The organism is Ruegeria sp. BC1 (assembly GCF_056539305.1).
In genome coordinates this window covers 382125-397045 of record NZ_JBQFUT010000001.1, presented here as the reverse complement: position 1 = coordinate 397045, position 14921 = coordinate 382125, and the positions used below count along the sequence as shown (strand labels likewise).

Sequence of the window (14921 nt, the reverse complement as noted above, 5' to 3'; positions counted from 1 at the left end):
AATGGTATTGAGCGCCACATCTGCCTGTAATCCAAAGGAACAATGCTCGTGGACCTGACTGCGCTGCGCAATGCAAACCCCGAACACTGGGACAAAGCTGCGGCCATCCGCACCCTGACCCTTGATGCCGTCGCCGCCGCGAATTCCGGCCATTCCGGTATGCCTATGGGCATGGCCGACGTTGCGACCGTGCTGTTCGAAAAGCACCTGAAGTTTGATGCCTCGGCCCCGAACTGGCCCGACCGTGATCGGTTCATTCTGTCGGCGGGTCACGGCTCGATGCTGATCTATTCGCTGCTTTACCTGACAGGCCATGGCGACGTAACGCTGGACGAGATCAAGAACTTCCGCCAACTGGGCGCGAAAACTGCGGGCCACCCGGAAAACTTCCTGGTCGACGGGATCGAGACCACGACTGGACCTCTGGGCCAGGGCATCTCGAACGCCGTGGGTTTTGCTATGGCCGAAGAAATTCAGCGCGCGCATTACGGTAAGAAAGTTGTCGATCACTACACCTATGTCATCGCAGGCGACGGCTGCCTAATGGAAGGCGTCAGCCAAGAGGCGATCACACTGGCCGGTCGCCACGAACTGAGCAAGCTGATCGTTTTCTGGGACAACAACAACATCACCATCGACGGTACCGTCGACATGGCAGACCGCACGGATCAAGTGCGCCGTTTTGCGGCCTCGGGCTGGCATGTGATCGAGATCGATGGTCACGATCCCAAAGCTATCGACACAGCAATTATTCAGGCTAAAGCCTCGAACAAACCGACCATGATCGCGTGCGAAAGCCACATTGCTCTGGGTCATGCAGCGCAAGACACCTCGAAGGGTCACGGTGCGTTGACCGATCAAGACCAACTGAAAGCTGCTAAAGAAGGGTATGGTTGGCCACATGACGCATTCGAAATTCCCGCCAGCGTAAAGTCGGCATGGGAAGCCATCGGCGCACGTGGTGCTGCCGAGCGTGCCGCCTGGGAAGACCGTTTCGCACAATTGTCCGAGCGCAAGCAGGCCGAATTCAACCGCGCTTATGCCTTTGAAGCCCCCAAAAAACTGGCTGGCGCGATCCGTGCTTTCAAAAAACAAGCGTCGGAAGATCAGCCAAAACTAGCCACCCGCGCGTCATCGGAAAGGGTTCTGAACGTCGTGAACCCGATCATGACTGAAACCGTTGGCGGTTCGGCCGACCTGACCGGATCGAACAACACCAAATCTGCCGATATGGGCGTGTTCCTGCCGGAAAACCGCAAGGGCCGCTATATCCACTACGGTATCCGTGAACACGGCATGGCCGCTGCGATGAACGGCATGGCGCTGCACGGTGGTATCCGCCCCTATGGCGGTACATTCATGGCCTTCACCGACTATGCGCGCCCGTCCATGCGTCTGGCCGCCTTGATGAAAGTACCCAGCGTCTTTGTGATGACCCACGACTCGATCGGTCTGGGCGAAGACGGTCCGACCCACCAGCCGGTTGAGCATTTGGCCATCTCGCGCGCGACACCGAACACCTATGTGTTCCGCCCCGCCGACACGGTTGAGACCGCCGAGGCTTGGGAACTGGCGCTGACCTTCAAGGAAAGCCCTTCGGTCCTGTCGTTGACCCGTCAAGGCGTGCCGACCGTGCGGACTCAGCACAAGACCAAGAACCTGACCGCGCAAGGCGCATATGTTCTGGCCGAAGCAGAAGGCAAGCGTCAGGCTATCCTGATCGCCAGCGGTTCCGAAGTGTCGCTGGCCATGGAGGCCAAGGCGCTGCTTGAAGCTGATGGCATCGGCACCCGCGTTGTCTCTATGCCCTGCATGGAACTGTTCGCTGAACAGGACGAAGCCTATCGCAAACGCGTTCTGCCGGCTGGCGCCGTACGCGTCGGCATCGAGGCCGCCGTCCGCGCCGGTGGCTGGGACCGTTGGCTGCTGGGCGAGCGTGGCCGCGAAGCCAAGGCTGGTTTCATCGGCATGTCAGGCTTTGGCGCATCGGCCCCCGCTGGCGAGCTCTACAAGCATTTCGGCATCACTGCCGATGCAACCGCTGCCAAGGTCAAGGAATTGCTGGGCCTGTAAACCAGCCCACAAAAGACCGAGCAAAGGGCGGCTAAGGCCGCCCTTTTCATTTTACTTTTAGTGCGCGCCCGAATTCTTGGACAAAAGTGGCCCGATCACTTTGGTGGCTACAGGGATCAGAACCAGCCCCCAAGCCAGACCGAACACTCCATCCATCGTTGCCTTAGATATCCACTCCACCACACCAACCAAGGGTTCGGACACGGAATGTCCAATTGCGTAAGCCCAATCGTGAATATGGTGCCCCAGCCAGCCAAAACCCAGAACTTCCATCCCATGGATCATGATCGACCCGCCAACCCACAGCATCGCCGCCGTTCCGACGATGGACAGGGTTTTCATCACGCCGGGCATCGCCTTGACCAGCCCGCGCCCCAACCCACGGCCAACAGGAGTCGGAGCGTTCTGAGCCAAATACAGGCCCACATCATCCATTTTCACAATCAAAGCAACCGAGCCATAAACGGCCAGCGTTACTCCAAGCCCGACCACCGCCAGAGTAGCGGCCTGCATCCACAGGTTCGGGGCCTCGATTGCTGCCAGTGCGATGGTCATGACTTCAGCGGATAGGATGAAATCTGTTTTGATCGCGCCCTTTACCTTTTGCTCCTCAAGATGACCGGGGTCACGAACGTTCATATCTTCTTCGATGGCGTGACTGCCGTGAGGGAAAAGGACGTGAAAAATCTTTTCCGCCCCTTCGAAACATAAATATGACCCTCCGATCATCAACAATGGAGTTATCAGCCAAGGCGCGAAATTGGCCAGTAACAAGGCCACCGGTAGCAACAGAACAATCTTGTTAAACACCGACCCACGCGCAATACGCCAGATAATCGGCAATTCCCGCGCTGGTGCAAATCCCTGTACATATTTTGGCGTCACCGCAGCATCGTCGATGATCACTCCTGCCGTCTTGGCCCCAGCCTTCCCGGCAGCTGCCACGACATCGTCCACTGATGCCGCCGCCACCTTGGCGATCCCCGCCACATCATCCAAAAGGGCCAACAGACCGCTCATTGCGCATCCTTTCCTGTCACCTGCCGCATGCGGACCCTACCCGATCTCACAGCTAGCGCAAGCGTTAGCGCAATCGCCTGAGGTTTGCGCTAACACGTTAAAAATATGCCACTTTTGCCCTTTTGAGATTCCGAAATCGCCGCTATATGGCCTGCAAAGCAAGCGCATTTGGAGACATCATATGACCATCAAGGTCGGGATCAATGGATTTGGCCGCATTGGCCGCTGCACCCTGTCGCACATCGCCGCGTCGGGCCGGAACGATATCGAAGTGATCAAGGTCAACGCGACCGGGCCATTGGAAACCTCGGCTCATCTGCTGAAGTACGACAGCGTCCACGGCCGTTTTCCCCGCGATGTCACCATAAATGGCAACACCATGGACCTGGGCCGCGGCCCAATGGAGATGTTTTCGACCTACGACATGAACGAACTGGATTGGGATGGCTGCGATGTCGTTCTGGAATGTACCGGTAAGTTCAACGACGGCACCAAGGCCAAAACCCATCTGGAACGTGGTGCTGGAAAGGTACTGCTGTCCGCGCCGGGTAAGAACGTAGACAAGACCATCGTATTCGGTGTGAACCACAACACTCTGACAGCAAACGACAATATGGTTTCCAACGGTTCTTGCACCACCAACTGCCTTGCTCCGCTTGCCAAGGTACTGGACGAAGGTGTTGGTATCGAAAACGGCATCATGACCACGATCCACGCCTATACCGGCGACCAGCCAACGCTGGACCGTCGCCACAGCGACCTGTACCGCGCCCGCGCAGCAGCGATGTCGATGATCCCGACCTCGACCGGCGCTGCCAAAGCTCTGGGTGAGGTTCTGCCGAACCTGAAAGGACGCTTGGATGGTTCGGCGATCCGCGTGCCGACTCCTAACGTTTCGGCCGTTGATTTGACTTTCCGCGCCTCGCGCGATGTCTCGGTCGAAGAAGTTAACGAGATCGTTCGCGAGGCCGCGCAAGGCCCGATGCAGCGCGTTCTGGGTTATGAGCCCGCGCCCCTGGTCTCGACCGATTTCAACCACACCGAGGAAAGCTCGATCTTTGCACCGGAACAGACCCGTGTTGTTGACGGACGTCTGGTACGTGTCCTTGCGTGGTACGACAATGAATGGGGCTTCTCGGTTCGTATGGCCGATGTCGCCGTTGCCATGGGTCGGCTTAACTAAGACCCGATTGAAATCTTGAACCTTTTTGCCCGCTCAGGTTATCTGGGCGGGCATTTTCGTTCGGGGCCGCTATGACCAACCAAATCGCTATCTGGCTTGGCCTAATGATCCTTGGTGCGATCATTATCGATTATGCGGTCTTTGGACCCGACCACCTGATTTTCCTCGGTAAGAAATTCTACGCCTTTCTGGACTGGCTCGCTTTCTGGCGCTGATTGAGGTTTTTCTTGACTTTTGCCTTGATCCGTCGTTGTTAGCGCTAACTTATCAATGCGGGCACACGGACGGAGCGGAAAATGACACTCAAGCTGGCAATCAACGGATTTGGACGGATCGGTCGCGGAGTATTGCGCGCAGTGATGGAAACAGGTCGCAAGGACGTGGAAATCGTGGCCATCAACGACTTGGGTAAACCCGAAATGAACGCGCATCTGTTCGAATTTGACAGCGTGCACGGTCGCTATCAAAACAAGGTCACACTGACCGAAGAAGGACTTGACGTTGGCGCGGGCCCGATCCGCCTCTCCAGCGAGCGCGATCCCGAAGCGTTGAACTGGTCGGATGTCGATGTGGTTCTGGAGTGCACCGGTGTATTTCGCACGCGTGAAGCTGCAGACAGGCACCTGAAAAACGGTTCTAAAAAAGTCCTGATCTCGGCACCTGCACGCGGCGATGGCGCCGTCAAAACCGTGGTTTTCGGCGTGAACGAGCATGAACTCACCGCCGATGATACGATAGTCTCAAATGCCTCCTGCACAACCAATTGCCTGTCGCCGGTTGCAGCAGCATTGGATACCGGACTTGGCATCGTGCACGGCAACATGACCACGGTCCATGCATACACTGCCAGCCAGCCCGTCCATGATACGGCCGGGAAAGATCCCTATCTGTCTCGTGCAGCTGCGCTGTCGATGATTCCAACAACAACCGGAGCGGCCGCTGCCGTGGGTTTGGTTTTACCACAGCTGGCCGGTAAGCTGACGGGACAGGCGATCCGCGTTCCCACACCAAACGTCTCGGTCGTTGACCTGGTTGCCGAAGTATCCCGCCCGACAACGGAAGACGAAGTTAACGCCCTGTTCGTCGAGGCGGCAGCAAAGATCCCCGGCGTAATGGCTGCTGAAACACGTCCATTGGTCTCGATGGATTTCAACCACGACTCCCACAGCTCAACCGTTTCTCTGGCCGAGACCAAAGTCACAGACGGCACCCTGGTTCGGGTACTGGCGTGGTATGACAACGAATGGGGTTTCTCGAACCGAATGCTTGATACAGCCGCCGCGATGGGCGCCCTAGCCTAACCGCTCGAGCAGCGCGTCATTGACCTGGGGCGTGACAAATTTTGACACGTCCCCATTCAACCGAGCGATTTCTTTAACCAGCTTCGAGGCGATGGCCTGATGCCGCGCCTCCGCCATCAGAAACACTGTCTCGATCGAGTTATCCAAGGCGCGGTTCATACCAACCATTTGGAATTCATACTCAAAATCCGCTACAGCGCGCAGACCTCGCACTATGATCTGAGCGCCCACGTCACGGGCGCAATCAATTAGCAGGTTCTCAAAGGGATGGGCGACGATTTCGGTCCCGGTCTGGTCTGTCAAATGGGCGCATTCGGCCTCGATCATGGCCACCCGTTCTTCCAGCGAAAACAGAGGACCCTTGTCGCGGTTGATAGCGACACCGATAACCAGTTTATCGACCAAAGCCGTAGCCCGCCGAATAATATCGATGTGGCCCAGCGTTATCGGGTCAAAGGTTCCGGGGTAAAGACCTACCCGCATCACACCCTCCTGCGTCGTGGAATTTCTGCGCTAGCAAACACACCTTAACTGTTGACGCAAGAGGTTGCTTCGCGCGCCGCTTCTTCAGTGACCCATTATCATGCCTTCGAGGGCGTCTTTTTCCATTGCCAGCTCTGCCAGTTGGGCTTTAACCACATCTCCTAGAGTCACTATGCCGATCAATTTGCCATCTTCGACAACGGGCATGTGCCGAAAGCGTCTTTCGGTCATTTGGGTCATGATATCCTGAACGGTCGCCTGCCGCGTTGTCGTCACCAAATCCTGCGTCATGTACGCGCTGACAGGTTGGGTCAGACACCCACTGCCGCTGGCGGCCAGTTCGCGGACAATGTCCCGTTCTGACAAGATACCAGCTGCCGTTTGCCCTCCGTCTTCAGACACGACAACGGTACCAATGCGTTTCTCTGCCAGGATTTTCGACACCTCTGAGACCGTCGCCGAAGGTTCGACTGTCACCACGCCTTCTGTAGCCTTGGATTTCAGAATGGCCTGAACGAGCATGAAGAACACCTCCGAAATAATAAAGTTATCCAAAGCGTTGCGCGATTAAAGCGACCTGTCAAGCACCGGCATCGGCTTCTAACCGCGCAACTTCGTCGCGTATCCCATGCGTAAGGGCCTCGGCAAAGCGGTTGAGCCGTTCATTGCGCTGATCCCCCTGATGACGGACCAAATAGAAGCTGCGTGTCAGACTCACTTGATCCGTCAGGATTTTCCGCAAGTTTGGGTGGAACGGCAGGGTGAAGTCGTGGGCCACGCAAACACCGGTTCCAAGTGAAACCTGCCTGAGTTGAACAGACACCGAATTCGATGCAAGAGCGACACGGTCAACACCGATATCGTTGAGATAATCCAGCTCACGATCAAAGATCATATCCGGGATGTAACCAATCAACCGGTGCCCATTAAGGTCAGCGACTGATCGAATGGGAGCGTTTCGATCCAGATATTCCTGCGTCGCCACCATGTGCAGCTTGTAATCACTAACTTTCTTGACCAGCAATTTTCCTGCGGTCGGCGCGCTGACCGTTACGGCCATATCTGCTTCGCGCCGGGACAAGTTGATAATCCGTGGCAGGGCCAAAATCTGGATGTCCAAATCGGGGTTCGCATCGCTGATCTTGGCGCAAACCTGCGGCAACAGGTAATTCGCACTGCCGTCCGGTGCCCCGATCCGTATTTGACCACTTAATGACTTTGTCGATCCGGACAGCGCTCCTGCTGCTGCACGCATCGACTCTTCGGCCTGTAGGGCGTGATCCAGCAACCTCTCTCCGGCTGCGGTCAGCATGTACCCCTGTTGGGATTTCGTGAACAGCGCGGAATCCAAGGTCGACTCCAACCGTGCAATGCGTCGACCGACCGTGGCTGGATCAATCTTTAGGATACGGCCGGCTGAAGACAGACTCTCTTCACGAGCCACAGCCAGAAAAATCCGCATGTCATCCCAATTGGGGGTCATCTGTAACCTTTTGCATTTTTGCAAAGCTCTTTTGAAACATTGCCTCTGTTCGCGCAATTTCTGCAAGCCTATTCTGCGCGCAAATTTATCGCAGGAGTTTCCTATGCAAGACCTGACTCACTTCCTCAATGGCGAGCTTGTGGCCGGTACTTCGGGCCGGTTCGACGATGTCTTCAACCCGGCAACGGGTGAAGTGCAGTACAAATGCCCGATGGCCAGCGCAGCCGAAACCACCGCTGCCATCGAAAATGCGGCCGCCGCGCAGGTCGCTTGGGGTGCAACCAACCCGCAAAAACGCGCGCGTGTCATGATGAAAATGGTCGCGCTGATGAACCGCGATATGGACAAACTGGCCGAAGCGCTGAGCCGCGAGCATGGCAAGACAATCCCGGACGCCAAAGGGGATCTGCAGCGTGGTTTGGAGGTCATAGAATACTGCATCGGCGCGCCGCAGATGCTGAAGGGTGAGTTCACCGATAGCGCCGGTCCCGGCATCGACATGTACTCGATGCGTCAGCCGCTGGGTGTTGTGGGCTCGATCATGCCGTTCAACTTCCCTGCCATGATGCCGCTGTGGCATGTCGGCCCGGCACTGGCCTGCGGCAACGCCGTGGTCCTGAAACCGTCTGAACGTGACCCCTCTGTCCCGCTGATGCTGGCCGAGCTATTCATCGAGGCCGGTCTGCCTGCAGGTGTGTTCCAAGTTGTGAACGGAGACAAAGAGGCCGTCGATACCATTCTGGACAGCGAAATCATCCAAGGCGTCAGTTTTGTCGGCTCGACCCCGATTGCTCAGTATATATACAGCCGTGCAACCGCGAACGGCAAACGCGCGCAGTGTTTTGGTGGCGCCAAGAACCACATGATCGTGATGCCGGATGCGGATCTGGATCAGGCCGCGGACGCGCTGGTTGGTGCGGGTTTTGGCGCGGCAGGCGAACGCTGCATGGCCATTTCGGTTGCGGTTCCGGTTGGTGAAGAAACAGCCGACAAACTGATCGAAAAGCTGATTCCGCGCGTCGAAAAACTGAAGGTTGGTCCCTATACCGCCGGCGACGACGTGGATATGGGGCCGGTTGTCACCGGAGCCGCCAAGGAGCGAATCCTGGGCCTTATCAATTCGGGCGTCGAGCAAGGCGCTAAACTGGTGGTGGACAACCGTGACTTTAGCCTTCAGGGCTATGAGGACGGCTTCTTTGTCGGTCCCCATCTGTTCGACCACGTCACTCCGGATATGGACATCTACCGGCAGGAAATTTTCGGCCCGGTTCTGAGCACGGTTCGCGCCGGTTCCTACGAAGAAGCGCTGAAACTGGCGATGGACCATGAATACGGCAATGGCACCGCGATCTTCACCCGTGATGGCGACACCGCGCGTGATTTTGCCAGCCGAGTGAATATCGGCATGGTCGGCATCAACGTTCCAATCCCGGTGCCGCTAGCCTACCACACTTTCGGTGGCTGGAAAAAATCCATGTTTGGCGATCTGAACCAGCATGGCCCGGACAGCTTCAAGTTCTACACGCGCACCAAGACCGTCACGTCCCGCTGGCCCTCGGGCATCAAGGAAGGCGGCGAGTTCAACTTCAAAGCCATGGACTGATCCAAGCTGTAGCGAACACAAAACCAACCCGGCCGGAACCAGGCCGGGTTTTTTTTGGGCAAAGCGCTGCCCAAAAAGGTGGCTTCACAACAAATTTAGCCGGCAGGCCCTAGAAAAACTGTCCTTCCGGCAATATTTTGGCGGCGAATTATTGTTCGAGCAGTTCCTGAACCGGAGGCCAAGTTGTCAAATTCCCGTATGACCCGCCGCTCTGCGCTGTTGGGCGCAGCGTCTCTTCTGGCAACGCCTGCTTTGGTGCGAGCGCAGAGCGCGGACGCCTTCCCCGAGACGGAAGACGCCATCAGCACACAGTTACCGGTGCGCCGCAATGTCTCTTCGTTCTCACAGCAGAACTGGCAAGATCATTTTGACAAGATTGGTGTCGGCGTCTTGCTGGCGGATACCACCAGCCGGGCCGTGCACTATTGGGGCCCCGACGGGACTTACAAACTTTACCCCAGTTCGGTTCCCATGAGCGAGGAACTAACCAAACGCGGCTACACCGAGGTCGTACGCAAAGCCGAGAACCCTAGCTGGACCCCGACCGCATCCATGCGTGAACGTGACCCGAACCTGCCGGTGCGCATGGAGGGCGGCGACCCCGGAAACCCGCTTGGAACACGTGCGATGTATTTGGGCTGGCCTGCCTATCTGGTGCACGGAACCCATGACACACGCAAGATTGGACGGCAGAGTTCATCCGGCTGCATTGGCCTTTATAATCAGCACGTTGAGGAGCTCTATCCGCTCGTCAAAGTGGGAACCAAGGTCCGAATATTGTAACAAGAAAAGCCCCGGCAGACTGAACCGGGGCTTTTTTCATGTCAAACAGTCTTATTCTGGCAGAATGACGGCATCAACCACGTGAATGACGCCGTTGCTGGCTTCGATATCAGCCTGCACAACTTCCGCGCCGTTGACTTTCACGCCATTCTTGGCGTTCACACTCAACCGGTCGCCCTGAACGGTAAGTACTTTTGCGCGTTTACCGGCGATGTCGCCTGACATGACCTTTGCAGGGACAACATGGTACGTCAGAATCTCGACCAATTGGTCCTTGTTCTCAGGCAAAAGCAGTGTTTCGACGGTTCCTTCAGGTAGCGCGGCAAACGCTTCGTCGGTAGGAGCGAAAACCGTGAACGGCCCGTCTCCCTTTAAGGTGTCCACCAAGCCTGCAGCCTGCACTGCGGCGACCAGAGTGTTAAATGATCCGGCCGAAACGGCAGTATCCACAATATCGGCGGCATCTGCCTTGACCGGCAGTGCAAATGCAAGTGCGGCGGCGGCGCCCATGAAAGTACGGCGAAACATGGCTGTTCTCTCCTCTCCAGCTTGTTATGGAAAGAGGTACGGAGGGTTAGTCGCGCCGGATCACTTTTCTTTTACCTGAACCCAGATACTCTGCGCCCGACCGTCCTTGAGGAACGGCAGAGCCTCGACGGCATCGGGACGATCCTGCTGCAGGTAGTATCCGGGCCAAAGCATTGAATACGCATCAGATTGCAGCAATGCATGCAGAATGTATTGCTCTCCCCACCCCGGACAATCATAAAAGAACCGCTTGGGATACTCATAGGGCAGAAAAACATCGTGGACATGTAGCACCACGCCCGGTTTCAGGGCTGGAATGATCCGGCAGAACAAGTGGGCCACGTCGTTGCTCATGCGGACTACATGGCTTGAATCGATGAACAGGACGTCGCCTGCTTCAAGCTGTTCGAACAGGGATGGATCGACCTCTTCCAATCGCTTCTGTTCAAACTGATCTACCACATGGGCGATATCCGCGCGCGGGTACGGGTCAATCGCGGTGATCCGCGTCTCAAGTCCTCCGTCGATGATTGCCTGCCGGGTCACACGGGTGGAATTGCCACAGCCGACCTCGATCACACGTTTGGGCGCGAAGCGACGGATCATCAGGTACAGGGCCTCTGCATCGGGGCTGTCATAGTATCCGTTGCCAATACGATAACCGGTCTGATTGCGCTCCGGATCTTTTAGGGCGTCCAGCGCTTCGGCATGTTGGGTGTACTCAGCAGCCAATTGGCCAAGATCAAACCCCTCCATTCCCGGCGACAAAGCGTAGGCCGGACGGGTTAGTCCCCCTGCCCGCTCGAACTCTTCAAGCCGAGCGCGCTCATCCCTTTCACTCACTTTGTCGATCAGTTTCACACCAAACCGGTCAAGAGCGGCATTCAGCCGGGGAAATTTTCTGGGTTTCACGCGAAGGCTCCGGATGGGAATTTTCTTCCTTGCTCCATAGCGCTGCAAACGGGGGCGCTGCAAGCACCCCACGGGCAAACACTTGGCAAAACGTGAATTTCCGTATTCACTGTTTCGAATAGCAACGCGAGGGCCGCCATGCAGCAGGAATTCACGCTGGGCATCGAAGAAGAGTATCTACTGGTCGATCGCGACAGCCTTCAGCTTGCCGAGGCACCCGCGGCGCTGATGGAAGCCTGCCAGGCCGACTTCGAAGGACAGGTCAGCCCCGAATTTCTGCAATGCCAGATCGAGGTCGGCACCCGCCCGCACACAACCATCAGCTCGGCTCGCGAAGACCTAAAGCGCTTGCGTTCATGTGTGGCGGATCGGGCCGCCGAGTATAATCTCGCCCCAATCGCCGTATCCTGTCATCCGTTCGCCAACTGGAAGGATCAAACCCACACCCGCAAAGACCGCTATGACGCGCTGCAACATGCCCTGGGCGGGGTCGCGCGGCGTATGCTCATCTGTGGAATGCATGTTCATGTCGGCGTCGAGGACCCGGCCCTACGCGCCGATCTTATGCCGCAATTGTCATATTTTCTGCCCCATTTGCTCGCGCTGTCTACTTCTTCACCTTATTGGAACGGCGAGGACACGCGGCTTTCTTCGTATCGCCTGACTGTTTTTGACAATCTGCCACGTACAGGATTGCCGCCGGTATTGGCCAGTTGGGCGGATTATGAACGCACCACCGGCATTCTTGTCGAGTTGGGCGTGATCGAGGACACCAGCAAAATCTGGTGGGACCTTCGGCCGTCACACAGGTTTCCAACTCTGGAAACGCGGATCATGGATGTGCAACCGAGGATGGAGCACACTCTGTCTCTGGCCGCTTTGGTTCAGGCTTTGACACGCATGCTGTGCCGCCTGAAGGATCGTAATCTTCGGTGGCGGCACTACGATCAGTTCCTGATAGGCGAAAACCGCTGGCGCGCGCAGCGTTACGGTGTTGGTGAAGGTTTGATCGACTTTGGCGACCGCTCCATCAAACCAATGCCCGAACTAATGGGCGAATTGATGGGAATGCTTGCCGAAGATGCCGAGGCATTGGGCACCATGACCGAGCTGGCTCGGTTACAGCAGATTGCGCAAACCGGAACGTCGGCCACACGGCAGCGCCGCATTTACGCCGAAGCCGAAGCGCGGGGCGATGACCCTGGTAAAGCGGTGGTACAGCACCTGATCGAGGAATATCACCTGGACCTTTAAGTCGCGCAGACCACCCATCGCAGACGATTGCTGGCCGTGCAAAATTTCTGTAAGGATTGCGAAATAAACAGTCGTTCAATTCATTTGGCAGCGTGGGAGGCAAGCCTTGGATTTCGCACTGACGGAAGAGCAGACCGCAATCTTCGACATGGCATATGAATTCGGGCAGGACAACGTTGCCCCACATGCCCGCCAGTGGGAGGCGGAAGGCACCATCCCCAAAGACCTTTGGCCCCGAATTGGTGAGTTGGGCTTCGGTGGACTTTACGTTTCCGAAGACAGCGGCGGATCAGGCCTGACGCGCTTGGATGCTACGATGGTGTTTGAGGCGCTTTCGATGGCCTGCCCGTCGGTCGCAGCGTTCCTTTCGATCCACAACATGTGCGCCAAGATGCTGGACAGTTTCGCCAGCGAAGAGTTGAAATCCCGCATCATGCCTGATGTTCTGAGCCTCAACACCGTCCTCAGCTATTGCCTGACCGAACCCGGAAGCGGCTCGGACGCGGCTGCGCTGAAAACCCGCGCAGATCGAACGAACGAGGGTTATACACTAAACGGAACCAAAGCCTTTATCTCGGGCGGCGGGTATTCTGACGCTTATGTCTGCATGGTGCGCACCGGTCAGGACGGGCCCAAAGGCATTTCGACTGTGTATGTCGAGGATGGAACTCCAGGCCTCAGCTTTGGCGCGCTGGAACAGAAAATGGGCTGGAAAAGCCAGCCAACGTCGCAAGTACAGTTTGATGATTGCCACATCCCGTCGGGCAACCTTGTAGGAGCCGAAGGGGATGGATTCAAATACGCGATGATGGGCCTTGACGGCGGTCGCTTGAACATAGCGTCCTGCTCGTTGGGTGCAGCACAAACCGGGCTGAATATGACCCTGCAGTACATGTCCGAACGCAAAGCATTCGGGCAATCCATTGACCAGTTCCAAGCGCTGCAATTCCGATTGGCCGATATGGAAATTGAACTTCAGGCCGCCCGCACCTTTCTGCGTCAAGCCGCATGGAAACTGGATCAGGGCGCACCGGATGCGACCAAGTTCTGCGCCATGGCCAAGAAATTCGTGACCGAGACTGGATCGAAAGTCGTCGATCAGTGCCTGCAATTGCACGGCGGTTACGGATATCTTGCGGATTACGGCATCGAAAAGTTGGTCCGCGATCTACGTGTGCATCAGATACTGGAAGGTACGAATGAAATCATGCGGGTTATCGTGGCCCGCCAGTTGCTTGCAGAACGCTGAGGACAAGATGCCAGACATCGACATTCGCATCACAGGCCGCGCCGGACGTATCACGTTGACCAGGCCTCAGGCGCTGAATGCGATGACCTATGAAATGTGCATTGCCATTGACACGGCCTTGCGCAACTGGCGCGAAGATGACGCGGTCGATCTGGTCATTTTGGACGCCGAAGGTGACAAAGCCTTTTGCGCAGGGGGCGATATCGCGGATCTCTACGCGTCTGGCATGAAAGGTGACTATACTTACGGCCGTATTTTTTGGCGCGATGAATACCGCCTGAATGCGCTGATATTTGAATACCCCAAGCCCGTTGTCAGTTTTCTGCAGGGGTTCACTATGGGCGGTGGCGTCGGAATCGGGTGCCACGGAAGTCACCGGGTAGTTGGGGAAAATTCAAAGATCGCGCTACCCGAATGTTCAATCGGGTTGGTCCCGGACGTCGGTAGCACTTTGATGCTTGCCCTAGCGCCGGGGCGGCTGGGTGAGTATCTGGGCACAACCGGTCACCGCATGGGACCGGGCGACGCCATATTTGCCGGCTTCGCCGATCACTTCATTCCCATCGCGCAATGGTCTGATTTGATTGAGATGTTGGAGGCATCGGGTGACGCTGAACTCCTAAAAGGCCATTCAGTCTCACCACCAGACAGCGAATTGGTACGTCGCCAGGCAGACATAGATTTGCATTTCGCCGGAGAGAGTTTGGGGGACATCCTGAATGGTTTGACTCATTCGGATCAGGATCACTCGTCCGAAACACTCCTCATGATGGGGCGCAACTCCCCACTGTCTATGGCCTGCACCGTGGAAATACTACACAGATTGCGCGGCCCCAGCCTGACACAGCGCAAAGCGTTGGAACTTGAATACCGCTACACCTACCGCGCTATGGAGCACGGGGATTTTCTGGAAGGCATTCGAGCCCAAATCATAGACAAAGACCGCAACCCGCGCTGGCAATTTGCCGACCAGTCCGTCCCCGCCGTCGCCGTTTCCAAAATGCTGCTGCCGCTGGGTAAGGACACGCTGACATTTGAGGAGTGACACA

The 14921-nt window shown here is 56.7% G+C and carries 15 protein-coding genes; 9 read left to right on the top strand and 6 right to left on the bottom strand.

Going from position 1 to position 14921, the window contains the following annotated elements:
• The first annotated feature begins 48 nt into the window (after positions 1 to 48).
• Positions 49 to 2073 (top strand): transketolase, encoded by a 2025-nt coding sequence (gene tkt, locus ACR0IY_RS01925; RefSeq protein ID WP_480670167.1) that lies wholly within the window; start codon positions 49 to 51, stop codon positions 2071 to 2073.
• A gap of 57 nt (positions 2074 to 2130) precedes the next feature.
• Here the strand turns inward: tkt and ACR0IY_RS01920 are convergent, their stop codons facing one another.
• Positions 2131 to 3093, bottom strand: coding sequence for a DUF808 domain-containing protein (locus ACR0IY_RS01920; protein ID WP_480670166.1), 963 nt, complete (start codon positions 3091 to 3093; stop codon positions 2131 to 2133).
• A 181-nt stretch (positions 3094 to 3274) separates the two neighbouring features.
• On the opposite strand from ACR0IY_RS01920, the gene gap (ACR0IY_RS01915) reads away from it, so the two are divergent.
• The 3 genes from gap (ACR0IY_RS01915) to gap (ACR0IY_RS01905) all read left to right on the top strand — a co-directional run bounded on the left by gap (ACR0IY_RS01915) (position 3275) and on the right by gap (ACR0IY_RS01905) (position 5577).
• Positions 3275 to 4276 (top strand): type I glyceraldehyde-3-phosphate dehydrogenase, encoded by a 1002-nt coding sequence (gene gap / locus ACR0IY_RS01915; RefSeq protein WP_480670165.1) that lies wholly within the window; start codon positions 3275 to 3277, stop codon positions 4274 to 4276.
• Between the two features lie 71 nt (positions 4277 to 4347).
• Positions 4348 to 4491, top strand: coding sequence for a hypothetical protein (locus tag ACR0IY_RS01910; protein WP_480670164.1), 144 nt, complete (start codon positions 4348 to 4350; stop codon positions 4489 to 4491).
• Between the two features lie 81 nt (positions 4492 to 4572).
• Positions 4573 to 5577, top strand: coding sequence for a type I glyceraldehyde-3-phosphate dehydrogenase (gene gap / locus ACR0IY_RS01905; RefSeq protein ID WP_480670163.1), 1005 nt, complete (start codon positions 4573 to 4575; stop codon positions 5575 to 5577).
• Here the strand turns inward: gap (ACR0IY_RS01905) and coaD are convergent.
• The 3 genes from coaD to ACR0IY_RS01890 form a co-directional block, all read right to left on the bottom strand.
• Positions 5569 to 6060 (bottom strand): pantetheine-phosphate adenylyltransferase, encoded by a 492-nt coding sequence (gene coaD / locus ACR0IY_RS01900; protein ID WP_480670162.1) that lies wholly within the window; start codon positions 6058 to 6060, stop codon positions 5569 to 5571. The two genes, gap (ACR0IY_RS01905) and coaD, sit on opposite strands and share 9 nt — an antisense overlap.
• Before the next feature lie 84 nt (positions 6061 to 6144).
• The gene (locus ACR0IY_RS01895) at positions 6145 to 6582 is read right to left on the bottom strand and encodes a CBS domain-containing protein (RefSeq protein ID WP_480670161.1); all 438 of its coding nucleotides are present in this window, start codon (positions 6580 to 6582) and stop codon (positions 6145 to 6147) included.
• A 58-nt stretch (positions 6583 to 6640) separates the two neighbouring features.
• Positions 6641 to 7543 carry a LysR family transcriptional regulator gene (locus tag ACR0IY_RS01890; RefSeq protein ID WP_480670160.1) on the bottom strand — a complete coding sequence of 301 codons (903 nt, stop codon included), beginning with the start codon at positions 7541 to 7543 and terminating at the stop codon, positions 6641 to 6643.
• A gap of 103 nt (positions 7544 to 7646) precedes the next feature.
• Here ACR0IY_RS01890 and ACR0IY_RS01885 point away from each other — a divergent pair, with 103 nt between their 5' ends.
• Together ACR0IY_RS01885 and ACR0IY_RS01880 are read left to right on the top strand one after the other, a co-directional pair.
• Positions 7647 to 9146: a CoA-acylating methylmalonate-semialdehyde dehydrogenase gene (locus tag ACR0IY_RS01885; protein WP_480670158.1), complete on the top strand. Its 1500-nt coding sequence runs from the start codon at positions 7647 to 7649 to the stop codon at positions 9144 to 9146.
• 198 nt (positions 9147 to 9344) lie between these two features.
• Positions 9345 to 9929, top strand: coding sequence for a L,D-transpeptidase (locus ACR0IY_RS01880; protein WP_480671102.1), 585 nt, complete (start codon positions 9345 to 9347; stop codon positions 9927 to 9929).
• A 51-nt stretch (positions 9930 to 9980) separates the two neighbouring features.
• Here ACR0IY_RS01880 and ACR0IY_RS01875 read toward each other — a convergent pair whose 3' ends face one another.
• On the bottom strand, positions 9981 to 10457 hold the full coding sequence (locus tag ACR0IY_RS01875) for a fasciclin domain-containing protein (protein WP_480670156.1): 477 nt from the start codon (positions 10455 to 10457) through the stop codon (positions 9981 to 9983).
• Positions 10458 to 10517: 60 nt separating this feature from the next.
• Entirely contained in the window at positions 10518 to 11369 is an 852-nt protein-coding gene (locus ACR0IY_RS01870; protein WP_480670154.1) for a class I SAM-dependent methyltransferase, read from the bottom strand.
• Positions 11370 to 11507: 138 nt separating this feature from the next.
• On the opposite strand from ACR0IY_RS01870, the gene ACR0IY_RS01865 reads away from it, so the two are divergent.
• The 3 genes from ACR0IY_RS01865 (at position 11508) to ACR0IY_RS01855 (ending at position 14917) form a co-directional block, all read left to right on the top strand.
• Positions 11508 to 12623 (top strand): carboxylate-amine ligase, encoded by a 1116-nt coding sequence (locus ACR0IY_RS01865; RefSeq protein ID WP_480670152.1) that lies wholly within the window; start codon positions 11508 to 11510, stop codon positions 12621 to 12623.
• Positions 12624 to 12729: 106 nt separating this feature from the next.
• Positions 12730 to 13872 (top strand): acyl-CoA dehydrogenase family protein, encoded by a 1143-nt coding sequence (locus ACR0IY_RS01860; RefSeq protein ID WP_480670150.1) that lies wholly within the window; start codon positions 12730 to 12732, stop codon positions 13870 to 13872.
• A 7-nt stretch (positions 13873 to 13879) separates the two neighbouring features.
• Entirely contained in the window at positions 13880 to 14917 is a 1038-nt protein-coding gene (locus ACR0IY_RS01855) for an enoyl-CoA hydratase/isomerase family protein (RefSeq protein ID WP_480670148.1), read from the top strand.
• Positions 14918 to 14921 lie beyond the last annotated feature (4 nt).

Bases quoted from the DNA above. Each gene is read 5' to 3' on its own strand.
- ACR0IY_RS01920 (WP_480670166.1), bottom strand. From the start codon at position 3,093: ATGAGCGGTCTGTTGGCCCTTTTGGATGATGTGGCGGGGATCGCCAAG.
- gap (WP_480670165.1), top strand. From the start codon at position 3,275: ATGACCATCAAGGTCGGGATCAATGGATTTGGCCGCATTGGCCGCTGC.
- ACR0IY_RS01910 (WP_480670164.1), top strand. From the start codon at position 4,348: ATGACCAACCAAATCGCTATCTGGCTTGGCCTAATGATCCTTGGTGCG.
- gap (WP_480670163.1), top strand. From the start codon at position 4,573: ATGACACTCAAGCTGGCAATCAACGGATTTGGACGGATCGGTCGCGGA.
- coaD (WP_480670162.1), bottom strand. From the start codon at position 6,060: ATGCGGGTAGGTCTTTACCCCGGAACCTTTGACCCGATAACGCTGGGC.
- ACR0IY_RS01895 (WP_480670161.1), bottom strand. From the start codon at position 6,582: ATGCTCGTTCAGGCCATTCTGAAATCCAAGGCTACAGAAGGCGTGGTG.
- ACR0IY_RS01890 (WP_480670160.1), bottom strand. From the start codon at position 7,543: ATGACCCCCAATTGGGATGACATGCGGATTTTTCTGGCTGTGGCTCGT.
- ACR0IY_RS01885 (WP_480670158.1), top strand. From the start codon at position 7,647: ATGCAAGACCTGACTCACTTCCTCAATGGCGAGCTTGTGGCCGGTACT.
- ACR0IY_RS01880 (WP_480671102.1), top strand. From the start codon at position 9,345: ATGACCCGCCGCTCTGCGCTGTTGGGCGCAGCGTCTCTTCTGGCAACG.
- ACR0IY_RS01875 (WP_480670156.1), bottom strand. From the start codon at position 10,457: ATGTTTCGCCGTACTTTCATGGGCGCCGCCGCCGCACTTGCATTTGCA.
- ACR0IY_RS01865 (WP_480670152.1), top strand. From the start codon at position 11,508: ATGCAGCAGGAATTCACGCTGGGCATCGAAGAAGAGTATCTACTGGTC.
- ACR0IY_RS01855 (WP_480670148.1), top strand. From the start codon at position 13,880: ATGCCAGACATCGACATTCGCATCACAGGCCGCGCCGGACGTATCACG.